The organism is Streptomyces stelliscabiei (assembly GCF_014873495.1).
Taxonomy (GTDB): domain Bacteria; phylum Actinomycetota; class Actinomycetes; order Streptomycetales; family Streptomycetaceae; genus Streptomyces; species Streptomyces bottropensis.
In genome coordinates this window covers 3,764,128-3,784,525 of sequence record NZ_JADBGF010000001.1, presented here as the reverse complement: position 1 = coordinate 3,784,525, position 20,398 = coordinate 3,764,128, and the positions used below count along the sequence as shown (strand labels likewise).

The following is a 20,398-nucleotide window of genomic DNA, read 5'->3' as shown; positions in this document are numbered from 1 at the left end:
ACGGTCGCAGGTGAGAGGGGCCGGGCTGCCGTCGACGGGGCTGGGCGGGTAACCTCCAGCTCATGTCCCGCCATGTCGCGATCGTCACCGATTCCACGGCCTACCTGCCGCCGCCGGAGATGGAGCGTCACGGCATCATCGCGGTGCCCCTGACCGTGGTCCTCGGCGACCAGGCGCTCGACGAGGGTACCGAGATCTCCGCACGCTCCCTGGCCCAGGCGCTGCAGAAGCGACGGTCCGTCACCACCTCGCGCCCCAGCCCCGAACTGTTCGCCGAGACCTACCGCAGGGTCGCGGAGACGGGCGCCACGGGCATCGTCTCCCTCCACCTCTCCGCCGAGTTCTCGGGCACCTACGACGCGGCCGTGCTCGCGGCCCGCGAGGCACCCGTGCCGGTGCGCGTGGTCGACACCGGGATGGTCGCGATGGCCCTCGGGTTCTGCGCCCTGACCGCCGCCGAGTCCGCCGAGGCGGGCGGCACGGTGGACGAGGCCGTCACGGCCGCCGAGAAACGGGCCGCGGGGACGTCCGCCTTCTTCTACGTCGACACCCTGGACTATCTCCGCCGGGGTGGACGGATCGGCGCGGCCCAGGCGCTGTTCGGTTCGGCGCTGGCCGTCAAGCCGCTGCTGCAGCTCGACGGCGGCCGCATCGAGATGCTGGAGAAGGTCCGTACGGCGTCCAGGGCGATCGCCCGCCTGGAGGAGATCGTCGCCGAGCGGGCGGGGGGCGCGCCGGTCGACATCGCGGTCCATCACCTCGCCGCGCCCGAGCGGGCCTCGGCGCTCGCGGACCGGCTGCGGAGCCGGGTGCCCGGACTGGCCGACCTGCATGTGAGCGAGGTCGGAGCGGTGATCGGGGCGCACACGGGGCCTGGGCTGCTCGGGGTCGTCGTCTCACCTCGGTGAGTCGGTGAGTCGGTGAGTCGGTGAGTCGGTGAGTCGGTGAGTCGGGGCTAGGGGCGCGGGGGTGCGGGGGCGTCGAGACTTTCACCGCTCGTGTGGGTGACGGAGTTATCCACAACCCGGTAGTAATCCACCGTAATTGAGCAAGATCATCGCGACGGGGCGAGTCTGCCCGATCCTCGTCGCATGGCACTTCGATCACGTTCACGCACTGCGACGGTCACCAGCGGCCCCGGCAGGGGCCCGTCCTCCGACGGACGCGCCCGCCACCGCCCTCGACAGCCTGGGGGCAGGGCCGGCCGCCGGGCGACGGCGGAGACGCTCCGCCTGCGCGCGGAGGCACTGTTCCCCGAGAGGGCGCGAGAACCAAGGGAGTTGGGGCACGGGCCGCCGGGAGCGACCGGCGGGACGCCGAGGGGTGGCAGCGAGGGCCGCGCGGTCCGGGCTCTCGCCGCGGAGGGGACCCTGAGCTCTGGGGCTTCCGCGGAGCTTGGTGACGTCGATGTCGATGAGGCCGCCGAGACCGCCGAGACCGCCGAGAAGCAAGCCGTCGTCGTCGGCAGGGATGACGCTGTCACCGGCAGGACCGCTGGGGCGGACAGGTTCGCGACCGGTCGTGACGTCGGCTTCGGAGATGCCGATCGTGCGGCGAGGGGTGCGTGGCGGGAGCGGATGGGGCCGGCCCTGCGGGAGCGGTTGCCGCTGTGGTTGCAGGTGCGGTGCGCAACCGAACGCAAGAGCGTGGCCGCGCTGAGCGTGGTGCTGGTCGTCGCTGCGCTGTTCGCGGCCCAGCACTTCTGGACGGGCCGGACCCAGACCGTGAGCGCGCCGGAGGTGGTGCGGGCGGGTGCCCCAGGCGCTTCCGGGGGCCCGGCGGCCTCGTACGGTGAGGCGGGGGACGGCCGGGCGGCGGCGGTGCCGGACGCCTCGGTCGGTGCGGTCGCCTCGACGGGGCCCTCGATCGTGGTGGACGTCGGCGGAAAGGTCCGTCGGCCGGGCATCCAACGGCTGCCGGCCGGCTCCCGGGTCGCCGACGCGCTACGGGCGGCGGGCGGTGTCCGGCCGGGGGCGAAGACCGACGGGCTCAACCGCGCCCGAATCCTTGTGGACGGCGAACAGGTCCTGGTCGGACGTCCGATGCCGGTGTCCGGGCCGGGCGCGATGCCCGGGGCGGGTGCGGTCGGGGCCGGTGGCGCCGTCACCGGAGCCGCGCCCACAGCCCCCGTCTCCCTCAACACCGCCACCGCCGACCAGCTGGACACCCTGCCCGGCGTCGGCCCCGTCCTCGCCCAGCACATCATCGACCACCGCACCCGCCACGGCGGCTTCCGCTCGGTCGACGAACTGCGCGAGGTGAACGGCATCGGGGACCGCCGCTTCGCCGACCTGCGCGACCTCGTACAGCCGTGAGTACGACGCAGGAGGGGGCCACGGCGGCAGCCGATGCGGGGGTCGCTCCGCCGCGGCCCGCCGTGCACGCGGCCGCCGGCACCCGGCTCGGCGACGCCCACCCCAGACAGGAGGGACCGACGGACCTGCGTCTCGTGCCCCCGGCGCTGGCCGCGTGGGGGACGGCGGCGCTCATGGTGCACGCCTCGCCCGGCTGGGTCACGGGAGTGGTCGTGACCTGCCTGGTGGTGGGCTCGGCCCTGCTGGTTCTTCGGCAGAGGCCGGGGCGCGCGGACGGGCCGGTACGGGGTGGGACCGGGGCTCGGACGAAGGTGTCCGTCGCCGCTGTGCTGCTCTGTGCCGGAGCGGCCGCCGCCTCCGCCGGACTGCACGGGGCGGATCTGCGGCGGGGGCCCGTCCCCGCTCTGGCCGAGCAGTACGCCCGGGTGACCGCGGAGATCCGGCTGACGGCCGACCCACGGCTCACCCGCCCCCGCATCAGGGGCAACCACGCGGCCCCGGCCGCCGTGCTCCTCCAGGCCGAGGTACGCCGGGTGCGGAGCCCGGACGGGACGGACGTGCGGACACGCACACCGGTGCTGGTCATGGTCGACGTGGACGAGCGGTCCGGTCGAGCGTTGTGGCTCTCGCTTCTGCCGTCCACGCGGGTGCGGGTCGCGGCGCGGGTCGCGCCGGCCATGGTCGGCGGCGACCGGGTGGCCGCCGTGCTGCGGGTGCGGGGCGGTGGGGCGCCGGTGGTGACGGAGGAGCCGAGCGCCGTGCAGCGGCTCGCGGGACGGCTGCGCGCGGGACTGCGGGAGGCGACCGACGGGCTGGACGCCGACGCGCGGGCGTTGCTGCCGGGGTTCGTCGTCGGGGACACCTCGCGGGTCCCGGCCGAGCTGGACGAGGCGTTCAAGGCGACCGATCTCACGCACCTCCTCGCCGTCAGCGGAGCGAAGGTTGACGAGGAGGGTGGGTGACAGTTAGAGATCTTCGCAGTTCAGGGTGGCGGAGGTGGCTACTGGTGCGACTTGGGGCTGGCCTGGGTGATCTCGTCGACGAGGTGGAGCATGTCGTCCAGGCGTCCGCGTAGGCGTTCGATGATGAGGATGAGGTTGGCAGGGGGCAGGCGGGCCAGTTCCTCGGTGCGGGCGGAGTCGTTGCGGGCGAAGTCGATGATCATGGCTTGCGTGGGGGTGAGGGGGCTGCCCTGAGTGGGATCGGGCTGCTCGGTCATGTGTGAGGTCACCTGTGGTGCGGGCGCTGCGGGGTGGCGCGGGGCGGACGGCTGGTGCGGGGGTGGGGGTAATGATCAGGTAAGCCTCTGGCCTGAACAATGGTCAAGATACAACGTCACTCGAACGGGCGTTTTATTCAGGTATAGGTTGCGGATGGCCGTGGTCTTCGTTCCGTGAATGTCCCATCGATGGTACAGACATCGATCTCGGGCTTGACCAGCGTTGATCCGTGCCAACCGACCCCATGCCCGACTGGGTACTCCTGCAACGTCGAGCGATCGGGGACCGAGTCCGCGCCGAACGCACGCGCCACAAGCTGACACAGGAACGCCTCGCTGAGAACGTCGGCCTGGACCGCAAGACGGTCAACCGGATCGAGCAAGGCACACACGCGACACTGATCGACCACCTGGCGCTGATCGCCCACGCCCTCGGCGTCCCCCTCGCGGACCTAGTGCGGTGAGCCCGCCGCCTCGGGGGTCGAGCGGCGGGCCCACCCAGGCCGCCTCCAGCGCAAGGCGGCCACCCACACGCCAGCGTTACCGGGCGCCGGCGCGAGGGGGTCTCAGCGGCCGAGGCCGGATGGGGCTGTCTGGTACGGCTGCTTCCGGCACGGCCGCTGGTGGAAGTACACGACCCCTGCGGCGGTCGACGCCGCGTCTATGGGGTACGACCTGTACTCCTCGCCGTCCCGGATCGACTGCTGGCAGTCTCCACAGATCTTGATCACGGCTTCCTCACCTTCGGGGAAGGATGGCATTGGCAGGTGCAGCGCTTCTGGAGCAGCACGCCCACGGCCCCGGGCAATGGAACGTCTTCCTGCCGGCAGTCGGCGTGCAGGCTGTCGTACTCGGCGCGCCGGGCAAGCTCACACTCGGGCGACAGATCGCCAACACTGGCGGCCGGGGCGCTCATCGGGCGTGCTCCATGTAGAGGCGCCGCAGGGCACGGACGGTCTCGCAGCCCATCGGGTTGTCGACGCACGATTCGCATATGGCGGCGTGCGCGCCCGCGGTCTCGGCGGCCTGGTCGGCGATGCAGCGGGGGCAGGCGCGGGGGAAGACCTTCGTGCCGTCGAGACGGTGGTCGCCGAGGTTGACGGCGTCCACGCCGAGGGACTCGCCACCCCACACGCAGATCGCGCCGCGCCGCTGCGGCCCGGACAGGCCGACCAGATCCAGCGGCAGCAGGGATAGCGGCGGCGGCTGTGTGACGGCTTCTTTCGGCATGGCGCTCTCTCCCCGACCCGACTCGGTGTGATCGAGACAACATCGTGGGAGTGGCGGATTCTCGAACCCATATCACCGTCGTATATCTGCGTCGTATCGTCGTCACCATGAGTGGTCAGCAACCCTGGGGAGACGGACGCCTACGAGCCGCGTGGGCGGCCCGCGACTGGCCCGCCGTCTTCCGCCGCTACCGGCACCTGGCGGGCATCTCACAGCGGCACCTCGGCGAACTCGTGGACATGACCCAGGGCTACGTCTCCAACGTGGAACGGGGACGACACCAGATCAGGAGTGCCGAGGTCGTCGCCCGAATCACAAGGGGCCTGAAGGTGCCGACAGAACTGGGCGGAGTCACACGAGACCGCACCCTGGACGAGTGGGGGCCATCCGCCGAACTGCGAGAGCGGCTCGCGCACGCCCACACCCGCGGCCGAGGCGACCTGCGCACCGCCGACTGGATCGGTGTCGTCCTCGCCCAACACCGCCGCGCGGAAGACGAAGTCGGCGGCATGGACCTGTGGCCCATCGTCCGCTCGCAGCTGGACCAGGTCACCGCGCTGATTCCCGGCACCAGCGGCCCGGCCGCGGACCGGCTGCTCCTCCTCGCCGCCGAGCATGCGCACTGGCTGTCGTGGGTGTCCTGGCAGGAAGACAAGCGCGGTCCGGCGCTGGCGTGGATCGACCTCGCGCACGGGTGGGCCGTCGACGGCGGGCACCCGGACATGGCCAGCTGGGCGCAGCGCGTCCGTTCCCACTACTCGCTGGAGTACGGCGACCCCGTCCGCGCCCTACGGACGGCGGAGGGCGCCCGGTTCGCCGGCCCCCGCCCGCTGTCTCCGGCAGCCGAGGCCGCCGCCGTCCACCAAGAGGCGATGGCTGCCGCGCAGCTCGGGGAGCGGGACCGGGCCGTACGCCTCGCGGAGGAAGCTCACGGGCTCGCGCTGCGGGCGCCGGACGAGGAGGAGCGGCCAGGCTGGCTGTACTGGCTCGACGCCACCCGCGCCCGGCTACAGGCGGCGGATGCGGCGTACGCCTGCCAGCGTTGGGCGGATGCGGCGGCCGGCTTCCGTGAAGCACTGCCCGCGCTGGCCGGGTTCCCGCGCGACCACGGCTACTACCTGGCCCGGCTGGAGGACGCAGAGCGGCGGGTCTAGAGCTTCTCGGCTCCGGTGAGGACGCCCGCGCCGTCGGTGTGCTCGTCGATCAGGTGGTGCAGCTTGTCGAGGATGGCCTGCTCGTCGGTCTTCTCGTCGAGACCGTCGGTGTCGGCGTCGAACTCCTCCGTCTTGGACCGGACGGGCGTCTCGCCGAGCATGGCGTCACGGTTGGCGTAGGTCAGCTTCCAGCGTTCCACGGCTACTCCCGGCAGTAGGGCGCCCCCGGGGGTTCGGGCCCCGGAGGCGGTGAACGGCAGCATAGTCGTGGGGTGTGACGGCGGGGAGGGCGGCGGCTAAAAGTCGCCGAGGCCGCCATGCGTATCTGGGGTGGCCGGTCGATAGTCTGGGGTCATGCCCCCCAACCTTCCGGCCTCTGGCCCCGTGCGCTCTGCTGCGGCCATCAACGCCGAGATCAGGAGCCTGTGGGTGGATCCGCGTGTACCTCTGACGGATGAGCAGCGGGCGCGGCGGGACGAGCTGTATGTGGAGTGGGCGGAGGCGGTACGGGCTGAGGTGGTGGAGGCGGCGTAGCTGGTCAGGAGGTTCTTACGGAGGTCCGTGAAAACCCCTCATCACTTTGTCGGTGCCGACAAAGTGAAAACCCTTGTCAGTTTCGAGGCTCCGCGAAAGTGATCGCCGGGCTTCCCGCTTCCACTGCCGCTTCTCCCGAGCCCGCTGCGCCCTCTTCGACCGCCCCGCGTCCGGGCAGTCCACCCCAGCCGGGCCGCGACGGCACACCGGACAGAACGACGGCGACACCCGCCTCAACATCCGGGCCACGAGCCCACCCCTCACCGGTTGCCGATCGTGAGGTAAATCGACCGCTCATCGATCAACCCGCCGACCGTAGTGATCTGGCAGACCAGCACATACGCGCCATCCACCGCCCCGCCCGACACCCGCTGAGTGACAACCCCCTCGTCAACCACCGGCGACCCCACAGCCGTCAACCCAGCAGGTACAGCCACCGTCGCAGAACTGATCGTGTCCGCAACCTGAGCAAGCCACTCCGACCAATCCCAGCTGTAATCCAACAACGCAGCAGGGTCCTTGACATACGCGTTCGACATCCCGCCTACCTCACAATCAGGGTGCGATCCTCGGCAACCACGGCAAACACCCGACGCTCGGCGGGGACCTGGTAGGTGCGCTCCAAGCTGGGCGCGGTGACGGACACCGCCGACAACGCACGCGCCGCATCCATCTCCACCGCAGGCGCCAACACGGCCGTCTTCACACCCGTCAGCGGCAACGCCACCTCGACCGCCCCGGCCACACCCAGGACCGCAGACACCGTCCCGCTCAGGGCCTGCGCAGCCTCCTGCCCCACAGCCGGTGACAGCACCGAAGCCTTGGCACCCGAGAGCAGCAGTGCAGACTCCACCGCGGCCGCGCCGCCGAGCGTGGCCGCCTTCGCCCCACTCAACGGCTGCGCGGCGGCCGCCTCCGCTGCAGCGGTGAGCGTTGCGGACTTGGCGCCGGCGAGACTCTGCGCCTCGTCGGTCTCCAGGGCGGCTTCGAGAACCACGCCGGCTGTGACGTCTGCGGCGGCGAAGTCGTCGAATCGCAGGGCGCCGGCGGATTCGGAGCGGATACCGACGCTCGTGCCGGTCACCACGTGCGTGTTGGTGAGCGACACGCGTTCGACGCCGTTGACGAGCGCTTTGATCGTGGAGCCGACGGCCTGCACCTTCGCGACGTCGCCGGGTGCTGCCGCTGCCGCGTAGCTGCCGATGGCTGTGAAGCTACCGCCGACGACAGAGAACAGATCCCACGTGCTGCCGTCGTTGCGCCACAGGTAACCGGAGGAGATGTTGCTGTTGCCGCGACACCACACGCCCTGACTTGCGGCCACCGTCGCAGCGATCGTGACCTGCGCATAGTTGTCGTCGGTGTCCATCGCACCGGCAGCCCGCAGGATGATCGTGCCGCCCGCCGCGCCGGGCGAGAGCTGCTGGGAGACGATCGACCAGTCCCCGGACACCTCCACCCACCCGGCGCCCAGGTCGCTGCTGTCGGCCCGGTTGAAGTCGTCGCTGAAGCTGGCCACGGCTAGGCGCTGGAGCTGGCGCGGAAGAAGTCCGTGATCGCCAAGGTGAAGTTGTTGCCGTCCGGCGACCACGTCAGATCGTGCTTGGTCAGCGGAATCAGATCCGCGTCGGTGCCCGTGCCAGTGTCCGCGTCGTAGCAGATCACCACCGCGCCGACAGCGTTCCCGGTCGGCGACGTCCAGGTGACATCGGCGGCGTCGACGTCGACCCTGTTGTCGGTGTCGTTGACCGTCACCGTCACCGACGCGAGCGTCTTGCGGCCCACCGTCGTCTGCTCGTTGGACGCGCCGGCGAGGAGATCGGCGAGGGTGTCGTAGTCCCGCATCGTCGAGTCCGCGACCAGCCCCGACGCCTCCAAGGGCACGAGGATCAAGGCGTCGGACGCGGCACCGAGCGCGGCCAGCGATGCGACGCGGCCGAGGGCCACGTTGAAGACGAGGTTAGCCATGACTCACTCCAGTTCACACGTTCGGTTTCATGCGTACAGCCTGCGTTGCGGATCAAGGGCTACAGCCTGCGGGGCGTTACCGTCGGGCTCGTCGGGTGCGCTGTCCCGCCGGCAGACCAGCGCGTCCGGGTCGTCGGCCGGCGGCTGGAGGCTGTAGCCGTCGGGGCAGGCTGGTCCGGGCGGGCCCTGCTCGCCCGTATCGCCGGTGTCCCCCTTCTCCCCGCGTTCGCCCTGCGGACCGACAGGCCCCTGCGGGCCCACGTCACCCTGCGGGCCCGTCGGGCCGGTGGCGCCGGGCGGGCCTGTTGCTCCGGTCTGGCCGTCGTTGCCTGGTGTCCCCGAAGGCCCGGTCTTGCCCGGCTCGCCGTCCTCCCCGTCCTCTCCGTCAGGCCCGGCCGGTCCCGGGATCGGCACCGGTACCTCAGCCCGATCCGGTAGATCCTCCACCGCCGTCGTCGGATCCGGCGCCACCGGTATCTCGCCTTCGCCCAGCACCTGCTCGCGCAACGCCCGCACATCACCCGCCAACGTGCTCACGGCCGTGCCGCGGAGGTCCGCCTCCGTCGCAAGCTCCCGACGGGCATCCGCCTCCCGGCCGATCAAAATCAGCGACAGGGCCACCCCGCCGCCGAGCACCAGCAGGACAGCCGTCAGCAGCAGTAGCCGCCGGTTGCGATACAGCACCAGCTCGGTCCGCGTCATGGCGCGCCTCCGAGCTGCTGCACGAGGAGCCGCAGCCGGGCCGACTCCAGCTTCTCCGCCGCCAGTTCCGCGCGCACGGTGGCGATCTCCTGCTTCAGCTCCTTGCGTTCCTCCTGGAGTTCGTTCGTCAGGCTGCTGAATCCGGTCACCGCGTTGCCCTCCCGAGCCGCCCGGTTCGCGCCGCGGCTGCCGTACATGACGCCCGCCGCGGACAGGGTGCCGACGACCACCGCTGCGATCGCCGTCACCATGGCCGCGTCCACGCCACCACCACCTCCCCGACGCGCTCACGGGACAGGTCAGGCAGCCTTGACGAACGTGTCCTGCGCTCGTCCGGCCACGCCGACGGGCTTCCACAGGCCGAAGTGGCTGAGCACGCCGGTGGCGAACGCGACGAGCGCGAGCACCGCGGCCGTGCCGACGTCGTAGCCGGGCCCGCCCGCGACGTACTCGACGAGGAATCCGTCGAGCCCGGACAGGGCGAGGAGGAGGACGGCCTTGACTCCAGCGTGGGTGACTCTGGTGGTGACCAGGCCGACGAGGACAGGCAGGATCACGGAGACGAGGAGGCCGATCCAGTAGGCCTGGTCGAGGTTGACGTTCATGGCGTTCTCGCTTTCGGGTCAGACGTTGGGGACTTGGAGCCGGGCCCAAGAGGTAGGGCCGGGAGTGCCGTCGGCGTCAGCGCCGGAGTAGCCGAGCTTCCGCTGCCAGGCGGCGTAGGACCGTTCGTCGCCGCTGCCCCACACGTCGGCGTTCGCCTGCGACGCGTACCGGTTGCAGCCCTCGGCGACAAGCCGCTTGTGCATCGCCGCGATGATCGGGCTATGGCGGCCGGCCGCGAAGAATCCGACGCCCGGGAATGGCTCGTGCTTCGGCTTGGGCGGTACGACGACGGGCTCCGTCGGGAACGCCGGCCAGGACAGCGGGTCCACGTGGTCGTTCTCCGGAACGGCCTTGTGCGGGAACCAGCCGCTCTTCGTTGCCCAGTTCGTTGCGTTGCGGGTGCAGTTCTCGGGGCGTCCGTTCGGCCACGCATCGGCGACACCCCAGGACTTCACCCACGCGTGGAGTTCGGTCCAGCCCTTGCAGGGCGTGCCCGCGAGGGTCGGGTACACGGTGTCGCCGACCCGGCAGTACGGGAAGAACAGGGCCTCGATCTGGAGGACGACGGAGCCTGCACGGTTGGTGCGCGTGCCGCCGGCCCGGTCGGCGAGGCTCTTGCTGCGGGAGTTCGCGGGCAGGAACTGGGTGATGCGGCCGGTGAACGGGTCCCACAGGATGTGCGGGCACGCGGCCTTGCCGCCGCCGGAGAAGTAGCCGCGGAGCCGCTCATAGGGGATGAGGTCGGCGGGCTTGGCGGCGGTGGCGTTGACGTCCCACGTGATGTGCGCGATGGCTTTCGCCGGTCCGCCGTCGGTCGCGGCGTGGTCGCCGATGTCCAGTCGGGTTGCTCCCGGCATCCACAACTCGGCCATGATCAGGCCCCTTTCAGTAGTCCCACGTGGTGCCGACGAACTGGGCGTGCTCCACAGCCCAGGGCTCGTGGTGGTCGTGCCATACCTCGACGCCCACCGGCTGGCCTGCCTCCCCCGCGAAGGGCCACGTCACCGTCTGCCATGACCGGCCGGGAGTGGCCATGCGGTCGTCGGCGCCGGTGTCGTCACCGATGCCGTGCGGGTCGCGGATGAAGCGGGACATGAACTGTCGGGGCCGGGTGTCGCCTTCGGGGATCGTGATCGCGGCCCACCGGAGGTTCCGGGACCACAGGAAGTCCCCGTCGAACGGCGGCATGACCAGGGCCAGGTCGCGCGCCATGGACCGGTCGTTGCGAATCCGCTTCTCGAACGTGAGCAGTGTCCACACGTTCGGCGGGATCAACTGCGGCGTCTCGCCTCGGTAGAGCTTGCACTGGGTGGCCATCACGCTCTCCCGATCGCGTCCGTGTGTGCCCTGTCGGGGAAGGTGTGGGGTCCTCCCGTGGCGCGCATTCCTTCAAATCGTAGCTTGTACTTGCGTTTTTCCTGCGAATCGTAGGATGGTTCGTGCATCCCTGGCTCAAGGGATCGCGGCAGGGGTGTGTCCGTGCGGGTCGTACCCCTGCCGCATCAAGACCCGCACCCCACCCGCACGAACCCGCACAGGAGTCACGCCATGACCGAGCCCCGCACCGCAGGCTCCCCGCTCCGCGAGCAGGTAGAAGCCGCCATCCGAGACTTTCCGTTCGACAACTACGGCATGGACGAGGTCTCGTACGCACTGGAAGACGACCCGGACGGTCAGGACTGGGTGCCCGCCCTGGCCCGCACGGTGTTGAAGGTCTTCAGCCAGCGGGCCGGAGCCGAGGCAGCCGGGGGCGAGTCGTGAACTACCTGTGTGCCGCGTTGTCGTTCCTGTTCGCATACCTGGCGTTCGTTCCGCCACCTGTGGTGAACGTCGAAATGACGCCCGTCATACGGAGCAGCCGATGAGCCGCCGATGCGTCCGCCCCGAGTGCGGCGGTGAGCAGCACACCGACCCGTGGGGCACGCCCGTCCAGTGCCCCCACGCCGAGCCTGCGGTTCAGGCGGACACGGGGCGCCGTTGCCCGCGCTGCGACTGCCCGGACGGCCACGAACAGTGCCAGCACTGCAAGGCATGCCCGCACGCGCGCCAGTTGGGAGACGCCATGGCCGAACCGGACACAGAGACGGACGACGAGGGCCGCCCCGAGCAGCCCGCCGAGGAGGAGCTGAACCCCGCGCTCCCCGTCCGCCCGGACCCGCGTCAGCCCGCCTACGACGCCGTGTACGAGTACATCCGGCGGCTCGGCACCTACCTGCCGCCCGACCCGGTGCACCGGAATGCGGTCATCTGGCGGGCCGTACACGCCGCGCTGGGGGCCACGCCCGTTGGCCGCTGCGTGTCCTCCCACTGCGTTGAAGGCGGCCACATCCTCCCCGTCGAAGGGGAGACCCCGTGACTGCCGTCTACATCACCGTGATCATCGTCGTCGCGCTCGTCGCCATGGCCATCAGCAACTCCATCCGCGACGTCGCCCTCGCCAAACACCAGACCCGGCACTGCAACGGCTGCACGTGCACCAACAGCAAGGAGAACGAGGCATGAGGATCGCTGTCACGGGAGGCGCCGGATTCATCGGCGGACACGTCGTCGACGAACTCGTCGCACGCGGCCACCAGCCCGTCATCTTCGACACCGCCGGACGCAGCGCCCACGGGCACCCCGTCCGCATGGGCGACGTCCGCGACGAGGTCGCCATGGCGGAACTCGGCGCCCACGTCGACGGGATCATCCACCTGGCCGCCTGCCTCGGCACCCAGGAGACGATCCAGAACCCTCGGCCAGCCACCGAGACCAACGTGAAGGGCGGGCTCAACTTCCTCGAAGCCATCACCCAGTACAAGATCCCCGGCGTCTACATCGGGGTGGGCAACCACTGGATGAACAACACCTACAGCATCTCCAAGACCACCGTCGAGCGGTACGTCGCCATGTTCAACAAGGAGCGCGGCACCCGCTGCAACATCGTCCGGCTCGTCAACGCCTACGGCCCTCGCCAGTCCGTCGCCCCACCGTTCGGCCCGGCGAAGGTCAAGAAGATCACGCCTTCGTTCGTTTGCCGCGCCCTCACCGGCCAGCCGATCGAGATCTACGGCGACGGCGAGCAGGTGTCCGACATGGTCCACGTCACCGACGGGGCGAAGGCCCTCGTCACTGCCCTGGAGAAGGCTGCCAGCGGCATCGTGTTCGAAGACAACGACAAGACCCCCCGCCCCGTCGAGGTCGGACCCGCCGACCACCGCACTGTGAACGAGGTCGCCGAGACGGTCGTCAAGGCGGCCGTCGCCCTGGGGTACGACGAGGTGCCGCTCGCGCACACGGGTTGGATGCGCCCTGGGGAAGTAAAGGGTGCGCGAGTCACCGCCGACACCAGCACGCTTCCCCTCGTCGACATGAGCGCGGACACGCTCGTCGACCTGGATGCGGGCATCGCGGACGTCGTCGCCTGGTACGCCGAGAACTGGCTGCCGAAGTGGCGCGCGGAGCAGGAATGAAGCGCTGCCCCGACTGCGGCGAGACGAAGCCGCTGAACGCCTTCTACTCCAGCCAGAGTCACACTTCGACCACGAAGACGTCCGCGCACTGCCGTGAGTGCAGCAGGCGGCGCAACCGTGAGTACCGGGCGAGGAACGCGGAAGCCATCACGGCGCGCCGCCGCGCGGCGCGGCAGACCCCGGAAGGACTCCGTAAGAGCCGGGACCGGGATCTGCGTCGTCACTACGGAATCAGCCTCGTCGACCTGGAGCGCATGATCCACGCGCAGGAGAACCGCTGCGGGATCTGCTCGGACGAGTTCACCTCTCACAAACAGACTCACGTCGACCACTGCCACAGGACAGGAAGCATCCGGGGCATTCTCTGCGCGACGTGCAACCTCATGCTCGGCCACGCCAAGGACGACCAGCAGCGTCTACTCGCGGCCGCTCAGTACCTGGAGCCGCCGTCATGGTGAGACTGCGTTTCTTCCCCCCTCGCGAGGCGGTTGGCTGATGGCCCGTTTGCAGATCCTCGAACTCCCCGAAGGCACCGGCGACGACCGGCCGCCGTTCGTCCTCGTCGTCGACGAGACGGTTCCACAGCGCATCATCCTCGGCCAGGACATGCCGTTCGGTGACTACTGGCAGGGCATCGCCGACAAGATCGGTGCGCGCGCCGCCATCGTCACCCCGGAGACCGTGGAGATCCTCGGCAACAACGCGGCCCCGGTCGCGGTCGACGATCGCGAGGGGGATGCGCAGACCGGTGAACTCATCCACGCGCACGAGCAGACCCGGCTCGCCCTCTGCGACGCCCTGCTCCTGTCGCGGGACACGACGTGGCACCAGCTGATCGAGCAGGTCGGCGAGCGGCAGCGGGAACTCGCGGGCTTCTACCAACGGCTGGACGCGGCCAGGTCCGGGCCGGGCGATGCCAAGTCGACGGGGCGTCCGACGCACCCCGACGGCACCCCGTCCCGCTTCCACGAGATCAAGGCAGGCGGGTGGGGGCACTGCGACGGCTGCCACGCCTGGGGGCAGTGGACCGCTGAGGAGCCGCACGAGTGCCCCGGAACGTTCAACCACGGGCCTGTCGTGCCGACTCCTGGGGGCTGAGATGGGCCGCTTCCACTTCTGGGCCGCCGACACCGCCGGATCGTCGTACTACCGCGCACAGCTCCCCGGCATCAGCCTCCAATGGCTCGGCCACCAGGTCAGCGGCGGCATGCGCCTCCCCCACGACTGGCGGGACTTGGACGCGCTCGTCGGCTGCCGCGTCGCGAAGCCCGAGCCCACCCAGATGTGGCAGCACTTCAAGCAGGAGACGAACACCCGCCTCGTCCTCGACTTGGACGATGACTACTTCCACATCGACCCCACCAACCAGCACGCCGCCCAGACGTGGGACAAGGCGATGCTCCAGCGGCTGGCCGACAACATGGCGCTCGCCGACCTCGTCACCTGCTGCTCCGAACCCCTCGCGCGCGTGCTGCGGGACTACGCGGCTGACGTCCGGGTGATTCCGAACGGTCTCCCCGCCCAGCTCCTCGGCAAGCCGCGCGACTACCGCGCTGACGGCCGGCCGCTGTCCGTCGGCTGGGCCGGCACGAGCAGCACGGTGGCCGAGTTGCCGGATGCGGTGCGGGCGCTGAATCGGATCGCGACCTATCGGCGTCCGGGTGGGGTGCAGGTGCGGATCGTGGGGATCACCGCCGAGCACGCGATAGGTCTCGGGTTGAAGGGGCGCGGGGTCGGCGCGCTGGGCTGGGTGCCGAGCGTCGACAACTACCTTCAGGCGTGCAGCGACTGGGACGTCTGGGTGGCGCCGTACCGGGACACGGCGTTCAACCGGGCGAAGTTTCCGACGAAGTGGCTGGAGTCCAGCGTCCTGGGCATTCCGTTGATCGCGTCGGATATCGAGCCGTACCGGCGGGTGATCCGTCATGGCGAGAACGGCTTCTTGGTGAAGCACGAGCACCAGTGGGGGAAGTTCCTCAAGCTCCTCGCAGACGATCCGGAGCTTCGTCAGCGGGTCGGGATGGCGGCGCGGGGCGAGGCGTCGGGGTCGATCATGCAGGCGCTGCACGTGCAGTGGCAGGCGGCTCTTACGGCGCCCGTGGGGGTGACGGTGTGAACGACCAGACAGCGGTCCGCTTCTGGGCCAAGGTCAACCGCTCCTCAGCGGATACCTGCTGGGAATGGACGGCCTCCCTCAATGTCCGCGACGGCTATGGCCAGTTCAAGCTTGCGGGACGTACACGCAGGGCGCACGTCGTGGCGTACGAGTTCGCTGTAGGTGCGGTACGCGAAGGCCTTGTCCTAGACCACACATGCCGCAACCGGCGATGCGTGAACCCCGCCCATCTGGAGCCGGTCACACAGGCTGAGAACATCCGGCGCGGCATGACGCCTACAGCAATCGCTGTCAGAACCAACCGCTGCGGCAGGGGGCACGAGTTCACCCCCGAGAACACGATCACCCGAAGGAACGGGAAGCGGCAGTGTCGCGCCTGCGAGAACGCTGCACAGCGCCGCCACCATGCCAGGAAGCAGGCTGCCTGATGGCTACTGGACCGGATCACTACCGCGAAGGCGAACGCCTCCTCGAAGGCCAACCCGTCAGCGACGAGGAACAAGCGCGCGGCATCAAGCCGGGCATCTGGCCGCCCAGCCATCTGGACGTCCTCGCCGCCCAAGCCCACTTCACCGCCGCGCTCGTCGCCGTCCTCGCCGAGGCCAAGCTCACCGAGTACGTCTCCTGGCAGAAAGCGGTGGGCTGGTGAAGGACAACGAGATCGCCGCTCAGATCGCCGCTTCCATGGCCGCCTCGGCGTCGGCAGCTGCGTTCACCATCGTCACGATGGCCTCCGGCAACCGCGAATGGGCCGCCGTCGCGATCCTGTCCGCCTTGGCCAGTCTCGCCTTCCTGGGGCCAGTGCTCCGAGACCTCTGGAGGCAGCGCCCGTGAACATCCTCGTAACCGGGGCATCCGGATTCATCGGCACCCACCTCGTCCGACAGCTGACCGCCCACGACCATCGGGTCACCGGCATCGACAAACGCCACGGCCGACCCACCACCGACCTTGCCGCGCTCCAGAAGACCGTGGACGCCGCCCAGCCCGACGTCATCGTCCACCTCGGCGCCAGCTGCTCCACGGCCGTCAGCCTCGCCGACCCGGCCGCCGACTTCCGGGACAACGCGCTCGGCACCTTCAACGTGTGCGAAGCCGCACGCCAGGCCGGGGGCGTGCCCGTCCTGTTCACGTCCAGCGTCAAGGTGAACGCCGGCGCCGACGGGAAGATCGCCCCGCTCGGGCTGTCGAAACGCGTCGGCGAGGACTACCTCCGCCTGTACGGCGACCTCTACGGCCTCCCGTCGGTCATCCTCCGACCGTCCACCGTGTACGGGCCCGGACAGGACGGCAGCGCCGAAGCAGGCTGGGTCACCTGGTTCCTCCGCGCCACCCTCGAACGCCGCACCATCACCGTCCACGGCGACGGCACCCAGTCCCGCGACATCCTCCACATCGACGACTTCACCCGCCTCCTCGGCGACATCGTCGAAAACTTCGACGCCTACCAGGGCCGCACCTACGACGTCGGCGGCGGCCCCGACAACGAGGTCAGCCTCCTCGGGCTCCTGGAACGCATCGACTACAGCGACGTGCGCCACGCCGAACGCCTCCCCGGGGATCTTCAACGAGTCGTCACGGACAACTCCCCCGTGAGCGCAGTCCGCGGCTGGGAGCCCGCCGTCGGGTGGCAGCAGGGCGTGGCCCGCACCTACCAGTGGATGGAGCGAACGCGATGAAGATCGGCGTCATCATCCCCGCCCGCAACGCTCTCCCCTACCTCGAAGAGATGCTCGACTCGGTCCAGGGCCAGACCCACGCTGCGCACGCGTACATCGCCGAGGACCGCTCCGACGACGGCACCTACGAGTGGCTGCGTGAGCACCCCGACCTGTGGGCCGGCATGCGGCGGAATCGGAAGCGGGTCGGCTGGGCGGGCAGCCTCAACGCCGCCGCCCGCCTCGCACTCGCCGACGGCTGTGACGCGCTGTTCACCGCCTCGGCAGACGACCGGCTGCACCCGGAGTGCATCGCCCGCTGCGCGTCCGCCCTAGGTGCGGACGGCGGCCGGGACTTCGTCGTCCCGCACGCGCAGCAGTTCGGCGAGGCCGACCACGTGCAGGCCAGCCTCCCGGACGCCACGCTGGACGACTTCGCGCAGTGGCCGCCGCTCATCGACAAGGCGCTGATCCGCCGCAGGGTGTGGGAGACGGTCGGCGGCTACTCGCCGGACGCCACGCCGCCCGGTACGTACGGGACGGCGGAGGACTGGGACTGGTGGATTCGCGTCTGGAAGGCAGGCATGCACCGGTACGCGGTGGTGGAGCAGCCGCTGTACTTCGTGCGCGTCCACCCCGGCCAGCTCTCCGACGCCCGCAGCGAGCATCACGCGGCGACCGTGGATCTCCTGCGGAAGCTGCACCCTGACCTGCCGTGGACCGACGCGTCCGGGCAGTGGCCGCCACAACACCGCACCACGAGGAGGAACCCGTGATCGATGGGAAGCGCGTCATCGCGTGGACACCGTTCGGCCGGCGCCGGACCTTCAGCCTGCTCATCAAGTACCTGGAGCGCGACCATGCCCGCGGCTTGGTCGACGAAGCGTGGCTGTACCTCAACACCGACCCGGTCGGCCAAGAGGACGACATCGCCTACGCCCACGAGCTGGACGAGCAGTTCGACTGGGTGAAGCTGAAGCACCGGCCCGAAGGCGTCGACCTCGGCAACCTGCCCAAGCAGAGGTACACGGGCCTGGCTTACCGGGAGATGATCGACCCGGAGGCCGTCTATCTGAGGCTCGACGATGACGTGATCTACCTACACGAGGACGCGATTCCCAACCTCGTCCGGGCCCGCCTTCAGATGCCCGCGCCTACCGCGATCTTCCCGATCATCTTCAACAACGCGATCTGCTCGCACTTCCTCCAGCACTGCGGGAAGGTTCCGCGCGAGTGGGGCGAGGTCGGCATGTACTGCATGGACCCCAACGGCTGGGCCAACGGCCCGTTCGCGGTGAAGCTCCACGAACTGCTCCTCGACCACATCGAGCGCGGCGCCGTCGAAGACCTCTACCTGTACCAGGACTTCCCGATCCAGCCCGGCACCCAATTCTCCGTCTCCTGCTTCGCCAGCCTCGGCAGCATGTACGCCGGACTCCCGCACGGCCCCGGCGTCCTCGTCCCGGACGAGGAGGAGAGTTTTCACACCATCCACCACCCGCTCGCCACCGGCGCCCCGAACATCCTCCGCGGCGACGCGATCGTGTCGCACTGGTCGTTCTTCACCCAGCACGCGTTCCTCAACGACACCGACCTCCTGGACCGGTACCGGGACCTCGCAGACAAGGCGGTCACCGCATGAACCAGCCCCAGGGTCAGCAGATCAGCGTCGACGACGCGCTCCCCGTATTCCGGCAGCGGTGCGGTGAACTCTTCGACGAAACCCTCCTCCTGCGCGCGAAGGTCGCCGGGCTGGAACGCCAGCTTGCCGCCGCGCAGGAGGAGAACCAGCGGCTCCAGCAGGCCAAGCCCGACCCATCGACGTTCGGCCCGGACCTGGCCGCGCAGCCGGCGTACCCGGCCGACGACCACGGCTAGGCGGCCGCCTCGTACGTGACGGTGATGCGGAGCTGGGACCCGTTCGCGAACGTCTCCGGCACGGTCGGTGTCATGCCGGCGAGCCGTGAGTCGCCGGACGCGGTGGAGAAAAAGGGGTTGGACGCCGACTGGTTGGGGCTGATCACGAACTGGCCTGCCCACCGGGCAGTGCCGAGAAGGTGAGCCTGACCGATGTAGGTGGCGCCCGCGTTCGCGCTCGTAGCCGGTAGCGCCCACGAGTAGGTGCCCGTACCGAATGTCGTGGTGGAGCCAGGGATCAAGTTGATCTGGCAGACGATGGTGCGACCGATGCGGGCGTACCGTCCCACGAGGGTGCCGTTGCCGAGGGCGGGCTGGGTTCCGCTGCTCGTCCAGGTGGGCGTGTAGGTGGTCCAGGCGCCGGTGTTGAGGTTTGCGGCGGAGTTGATGTTGCCGGTGACGGTGAGGTCGATGTCGACGGTGAGGCTGTCGCCGGTGCGGAGGATGTTGGCGGCTGACCGGTAGAGGGTGACGTCGGTTGCGGCTGAGGCGCCCGCACCCCAGTTGATGGAGCCGTCGGTGTCGACGAGGAACCGGGACTGGGTGTCTCCGGTGACGCGGAGACTGATGGCGTCGGTGGTGGTGGCGGCGTTGACGACGGCGATGCTGGCGGTGCTGCTGCTGGTGCCGATGTTGACCTGTTTGCCGCTGGTGAGGTCGAGGTCCGCGTCGTACGTGCTGCTGCTGTTGGGGATCTGCACCCACGACGCGGAGGCGGGCGCGGTGCCGTTGGAGAAGTACGTCCGGTAGCTGGTGTTGGACTCGGCGATGCCCTTGCCGCTGTACGGGCTGGAGGGCCGGGTCCCCGAGGTGACGACTTGGAAGCCTGCGGCGGCGTCGACCTTGTCCCAGTTCTGGCCGATATCTTGCGAGTAGTCGACCAGTTCAGAGCCGTCCGACAGGGATTTGTACAGGCCGAGCCTGGTGGTGGGAGCGTCAGGCACGGGGGCCGCCCTTCAGGAAGTCGGGGTTACGGGTGGTAGGGCGCTGCGGGGCACGGCCCTGAGCGACCAGCCGCCGCTCCTCGACCATGCGGGCTTTCACGGCGACGCGGGCCGGGTCGATGCCGTGCGCCTGCCGGATCGTGTTGAGCGGGTCCCGGCCGGCCTTCGGCGGGACGACCCGCACCCGGTGGGCTTTGGTGTGCTCGATCCGTATCCGGTGCGCCTCACGCGCCGCGGCGGTGTCGGCAGCCGTGTACAGGGTCGTCGGTACAGGGTCGCCCTTGCGGGTCGTGCCGCGCGAGACGAGCGCGGGCGACAGCATGCCCGCCGCGCCGGCCGGGTCCTCGCCGTCCGGGTCCTCGGGGTTGGGTGCGAACGGCTGGTGCATGGCGATGTCGAGGAGGTCGTCCACCGCTGTCGGGTCGATGCCGTATTCGGCGGCCAAATTCTCCAAGGTCATCTTGGGGAAGACGTGCCGGTGCAGGGTGCCGTCCGGTTTGAGCATGTCGACGTACCAGCACGGGTTGTCGGGGTTGGGCCAGTACTCGCCGACCGTCTGGACGATGTATTCGCGTGGTGGCAT

Annotated in this window: 34 protein-coding genes and 1 pseudogene; 20 read left to right on the top strand and 15 right to left on the bottom strand. The window is 69.9% G+C overall.

Going from position 1 to position 20,398, the window contains the following annotated elements:
• The first annotated feature begins 62 nt into the window (after positions 1–62).
• From H4687_RS16730 to H4687_RS16720, 3 genes and pseudogenes are all read left to right on the top strand, one after another.
• Positions 63–908, top strand: coding sequence for a DegV family protein (locus tag H4687_RS16730; protein WP_046912828.1), 846 nt, complete (start codon positions 63–65; stop codon positions 906–908).
• Between the two features lie 462 nt (positions 909–1,370).
• The gene (locus H4687_RS16725; RefSeq protein WP_046918124.1) at positions 1,371–2,315 is read left to right on the top strand and encodes a helix-hairpin-helix domain-containing protein; all 945 of its coding nucleotides are present in this window, start codon (positions 1,371–1,373) and stop codon (positions 2,313–2,315) included.
• A gap of 62 nt (positions 2,316–2,377) precedes the next feature.
• Positions 2,378–3,253, top strand: a pseudogene (locus H4687_RS16720) (ComEC/Rec2 family competence protein); the annotation flags it as partial.
• Between the two features lie 62 nt (positions 3,254–3,315).
• Here the strand turns inward: H4687_RS16720 and H4687_RS16715 are convergent.
• Entirely contained in the window at positions 3,316–3,534 is a 219-nt protein-coding gene (locus tag H4687_RS16715; protein WP_050398219.1) for a hypothetical protein, read from the bottom strand.
• Between the two features lie 230 nt (positions 3,535–3,764).
• Between H4687_RS16715 and H4687_RS16710 the strand changes: the two genes are divergently transcribed.
• Positions 3,765–3,998: a helix-turn-helix domain-containing protein gene (locus H4687_RS16710; RefSeq protein WP_050398220.1), complete on the top strand. Its 234-nt coding sequence runs from the start codon at positions 3,765–3,767 to the stop codon at positions 3,996–3,998.
• 102 nt (positions 3,999–4,100) lie between these two features.
• Here the strand turns inward: H4687_RS16710 and H4687_RS16705 are convergent, their stop codons facing one another.
• The 3 genes from H4687_RS16705 to H4687_RS16695 are packed head-to-tail and all read right to left on the bottom strand — an operon-like array spanning position 4,101 to position 4,764.
• Positions 4,101–4,265 (bottom strand): hypothetical protein, encoded by a 165-nt coding sequence (locus H4687_RS16705; protein ID WP_159392187.1) that lies wholly within the window; start codon positions 4,263–4,265, stop codon positions 4,101–4,103.
• The gene (locus tag H4687_RS16700) at positions 4,262–4,450 is read right to left on the bottom strand and encodes a hypothetical protein (protein ID WP_046915803.1); all 189 of its coding nucleotides are present in this window, start codon (positions 4,448–4,450) and stop codon (positions 4,262–4,264) included. The genes H4687_RS16705 and H4687_RS16700 overlap by 4 nt, the downstream gene beginning before the upstream one ends.
• On the bottom strand, positions 4,447–4,764 hold the full coding sequence (locus tag H4687_RS16695; protein WP_046915804.1) for a hypothetical protein: 318 nt from the start codon (positions 4,762–4,764) through the stop codon (positions 4,447–4,449). Before H4687_RS16695 ends, H4687_RS16700 begins: the two co-directional genes overlap by 4 nt.
• Positions 4,765–4,871: 107 nt before the next feature.
• On the opposite strand from H4687_RS16695, the gene H4687_RS16690 reads away from it, so the two are divergent.
• Positions 4,872–5,918 (top strand): helix-turn-helix domain-containing protein, encoded by a 1,047-nt coding sequence (locus H4687_RS16690; protein WP_046915805.1) that lies wholly within the window; start codon positions 4,872–4,874, stop codon positions 5,916–5,918.
• On the opposite strand, the gene H4687_RS16685 is transcribed toward H4687_RS16690, so the two are convergent.
• Positions 5,915–6,118, bottom strand: a complete 204-nt coding sequence (locus H4687_RS16685; protein WP_046915806.1) for a hypothetical protein — start codon at positions 6,116–6,118, stop codon at positions 5,915–5,917. The genes H4687_RS16690 and H4687_RS16685 overlap by 4 nt on opposite strands.
• A gap of 154 nt (positions 6,119–6,272) precedes the next feature.
• On the opposite strand from H4687_RS16685, the gene H4687_RS16680 reads away from it, so the two are divergent.
• The gene (locus H4687_RS16680; protein WP_050398221.1) at positions 6,273–6,452 is read left to right on the top strand and encodes a hypothetical protein; all 180 of its coding nucleotides are present in this window, start codon (positions 6,273–6,275) and stop codon (positions 6,450–6,452) included.
• A gap of 260 nt (positions 6,453–6,712) precedes the next feature.
• Here the strand turns inward: H4687_RS16680 and H4687_RS16675 are convergent, their stop codons facing one another.
• The 8 genes from H4687_RS16675 to H4687_RS16640 are packed head-to-tail and all read right to left on the bottom strand — an operon-like array spanning position 6,713 to position 11,045.
• The gene (locus H4687_RS16675; protein ID WP_046915807.1) at positions 6,713–6,991 is read right to left on the bottom strand and encodes a phage fiber-tail adaptor protein; all 279 of its coding nucleotides are present in this window, start codon (positions 6,989–6,991) and stop codon (positions 6,713–6,715) included.
• 5 nt (positions 6,992–6,996) lie between these two features.
• Complete coding sequence (locus H4687_RS16670) at positions 6,997–7,971, bottom strand: hypothetical protein (protein ID WP_046915808.1); 975 nt, start codon at positions 7,969–7,971, stop codon at positions 6,997–6,999.
• Between the two features lie 2 nt (positions 7,972–7,973).
• Positions 7,974–8,420, bottom strand: a complete 447-nt coding sequence (locus tag H4687_RS16665; protein WP_046915809.1) for a hypothetical protein — start codon at positions 8,418–8,420, stop codon at positions 7,974–7,976.
• A 27-nt stretch (positions 8,421–8,447) separates the two neighbouring features.
• The gene (locus tag H4687_RS47515; RefSeq protein ID WP_046915810.1) at positions 8,448–9,122 is read right to left on the bottom strand and encodes a collagen-like protein; all 675 of its coding nucleotides are present in this window, start codon (positions 9,120–9,122) and stop codon (positions 8,448–8,450) included.
• Complete coding sequence (locus H4687_RS16655; RefSeq protein ID WP_046915811.1) at positions 9,119–9,385, bottom strand: hypothetical protein; 267 nt, start codon at positions 9,383–9,385, stop codon at positions 9,119–9,121. The genes H4687_RS47515 and H4687_RS16655 overlap by 4 nt, the downstream gene beginning before the upstream one ends.
• A gap of 36 nt (positions 9,386–9,421) precedes the next feature.
• Positions 9,422–9,727: a hypothetical protein gene (locus H4687_RS16650; RefSeq protein ID WP_046915812.1), complete on the bottom strand. Its 306-nt coding sequence runs from the start codon at positions 9,725–9,727 to the stop codon at positions 9,422–9,424.
• Positions 9,728–9,745: 18 nt separating this feature from the next.
• Positions 9,746–10,600: a peptidoglycan-binding protein gene (locus tag H4687_RS16645; protein ID WP_046915813.1), complete on the bottom strand. Its 855-nt coding sequence runs from the start codon at positions 10,598–10,600 to the stop codon at positions 9,746–9,748.
• Between the two features lie 13 nt (positions 10,601–10,613).
• Positions 10,614–11,045 carry a hypothetical protein gene (locus tag H4687_RS16640; RefSeq protein WP_046915814.1) on the bottom strand — a complete coding sequence of 144 codons (432 nt, stop codon included), beginning with the start codon at positions 11,043–11,045 and terminating at the stop codon, positions 10,614–10,616.
• A 231-nt stretch (positions 11,046–11,276) separates the two neighbouring features.
• Between H4687_RS16640 and H4687_RS16635 the strand changes: the two genes are divergently transcribed.
• The 14 genes from H4687_RS16635 (at position 11,277) to H4687_RS16570 (ending at position 18,832) form a co-directional block, all read left to right on the top strand.
• Positions 11,277–11,489, top strand: coding sequence for a hypothetical protein (locus H4687_RS16635; RefSeq protein ID WP_046915815.1), 213 nt, complete (start codon positions 11,277–11,279; stop codon positions 11,487–11,489).
• 301 nt (positions 11,490–11,790) lie between these two features.
• Positions 11,791–12,084 (top strand): hypothetical protein, encoded by a 294-nt coding sequence (locus H4687_RS16630; RefSeq protein ID WP_046915816.1) that lies wholly within the window; start codon positions 11,791–11,793, stop codon positions 12,082–12,084.
• Positions 12,081–12,230, top strand: coding sequence for a hypothetical protein (locus tag H4687_RS16625; RefSeq protein WP_159026159.1), 150 nt, complete (start codon positions 12,081–12,083; stop codon positions 12,228–12,230). The genes H4687_RS16630 and H4687_RS16625 overlap by 4 nt, the downstream gene beginning before the upstream one ends.
• The gene (locus tag H4687_RS16620) at positions 12,227–13,180 is read left to right on the top strand and encodes an NAD-dependent epimerase/dehydratase family protein (RefSeq protein ID WP_046915817.1); all 954 of its coding nucleotides are present in this window, start codon (positions 12,227–12,229) and stop codon (positions 13,178–13,180) included. The genes H4687_RS16625 and H4687_RS16620 overlap by 4 nt, the downstream gene beginning before the upstream one ends.
• The gene (locus H4687_RS16615; RefSeq protein WP_050398222.1) at positions 13,177–13,638 is read left to right on the top strand and encodes an endonuclease VII domain-containing protein; all 462 of its coding nucleotides are present in this window, start codon (positions 13,177–13,179) and stop codon (positions 13,636–13,638) included. Before H4687_RS16620 ends, H4687_RS16615 begins: the two co-directional genes overlap by 4 nt.
• 37 nt (positions 13,639–13,675) lie before the next feature.
• Positions 13,676–14,278, top strand: coding sequence for a hypothetical protein (locus H4687_RS16610; RefSeq protein WP_192781680.1), 603 nt, complete (start codon positions 13,676–13,678; stop codon positions 14,276–14,278).
• A 1-nt stretch (position 14,279) separates the two neighbouring features.
• Complete coding sequence (locus H4687_RS16605) at positions 14,280–15,296, top strand: glycosyltransferase family 4 protein (RefSeq protein WP_046915818.1); 1,017 nt, start codon at positions 14,280–14,282, stop codon at positions 15,294–15,296.
• On the top strand, positions 15,254–15,724 hold the full coding sequence (locus H4687_RS48505) for an HNH endonuclease signature motif containing protein (protein ID WP_404819277.1): 471 nt from the start codon (positions 15,254–15,256) through the stop codon (positions 15,722–15,724). Before H4687_RS16605 ends, H4687_RS48505 begins: the two co-directional genes overlap by 43 nt.
• Complete coding sequence (locus H4687_RS16595) at positions 15,724–15,945, top strand: hypothetical protein (protein ID WP_046915820.1); 222 nt, start codon at positions 15,724–15,726, stop codon at positions 15,943–15,945. Before H4687_RS48505 ends, H4687_RS16595 begins: the two co-directional genes overlap by 1 nt.
• Complete coding sequence (locus tag H4687_RS16590; RefSeq protein ID WP_046915821.1) at positions 15,942–16,130, top strand: hypothetical protein; 189 nt, start codon at positions 15,942–15,944, stop codon at positions 16,128–16,130. Before H4687_RS16595 ends, H4687_RS16590 begins: the two co-directional genes overlap by 4 nt.
• On the top strand, positions 16,127–16,975 hold the full coding sequence (locus H4687_RS16585) for an NAD-dependent epimerase/dehydratase family protein (protein WP_046915822.1): 849 nt from the start codon (positions 16,127–16,129) through the stop codon (positions 16,973–16,975). Before H4687_RS16590 ends, H4687_RS16585 begins: the two co-directional genes overlap by 4 nt.
• Entirely contained in the window at positions 16,972–17,730 is a 759-nt protein-coding gene (locus H4687_RS16580; protein ID WP_046915823.1) for a glycosyltransferase, read from the top strand. Before H4687_RS16585 ends, H4687_RS16580 begins: the two co-directional genes overlap by 4 nt.
• The gene (locus H4687_RS16575; protein WP_046915824.1) at positions 17,727–18,596 is read left to right on the top strand and encodes a hypothetical protein; all 870 of its coding nucleotides are present in this window, start codon (positions 17,727–17,729) and stop codon (positions 18,594–18,596) included. The genes H4687_RS16580 and H4687_RS16575 overlap by 4 nt, the downstream gene beginning before the upstream one ends.
• On the top strand, positions 18,593–18,832 hold the full coding sequence (locus H4687_RS16570) for a hypothetical protein (protein WP_046915825.1): 240 nt from the start codon (positions 18,593–18,595) through the stop codon (positions 18,830–18,832). Before H4687_RS16575 ends, H4687_RS16570 begins: the two co-directional genes overlap by 4 nt.
• Here H4687_RS16570 and H4687_RS16565 read toward each other — a convergent pair.
• Together H4687_RS16565 and H4687_RS16560 are read right to left on the bottom strand one after the other, a co-directional pair.
• On the bottom strand, positions 18,829–19,815 hold the full coding sequence (locus H4687_RS16565) for a hypothetical protein (RefSeq protein ID WP_050398223.1): 987 nt from the start codon (positions 19,813–19,815) through the stop codon (positions 18,829–18,831). The genes H4687_RS16570 and H4687_RS16565 overlap by 4 nt on opposite strands.
• Positions 19,808–20,398, bottom strand: a complete 591-nt coding sequence (locus H4687_RS16560) for a hypothetical protein (protein WP_046915826.1) — start codon at positions 20,396–20,398, stop codon at positions 19,808–19,810. Before H4687_RS16560 ends, H4687_RS16565 begins: the two co-directional genes overlap by 8 nt.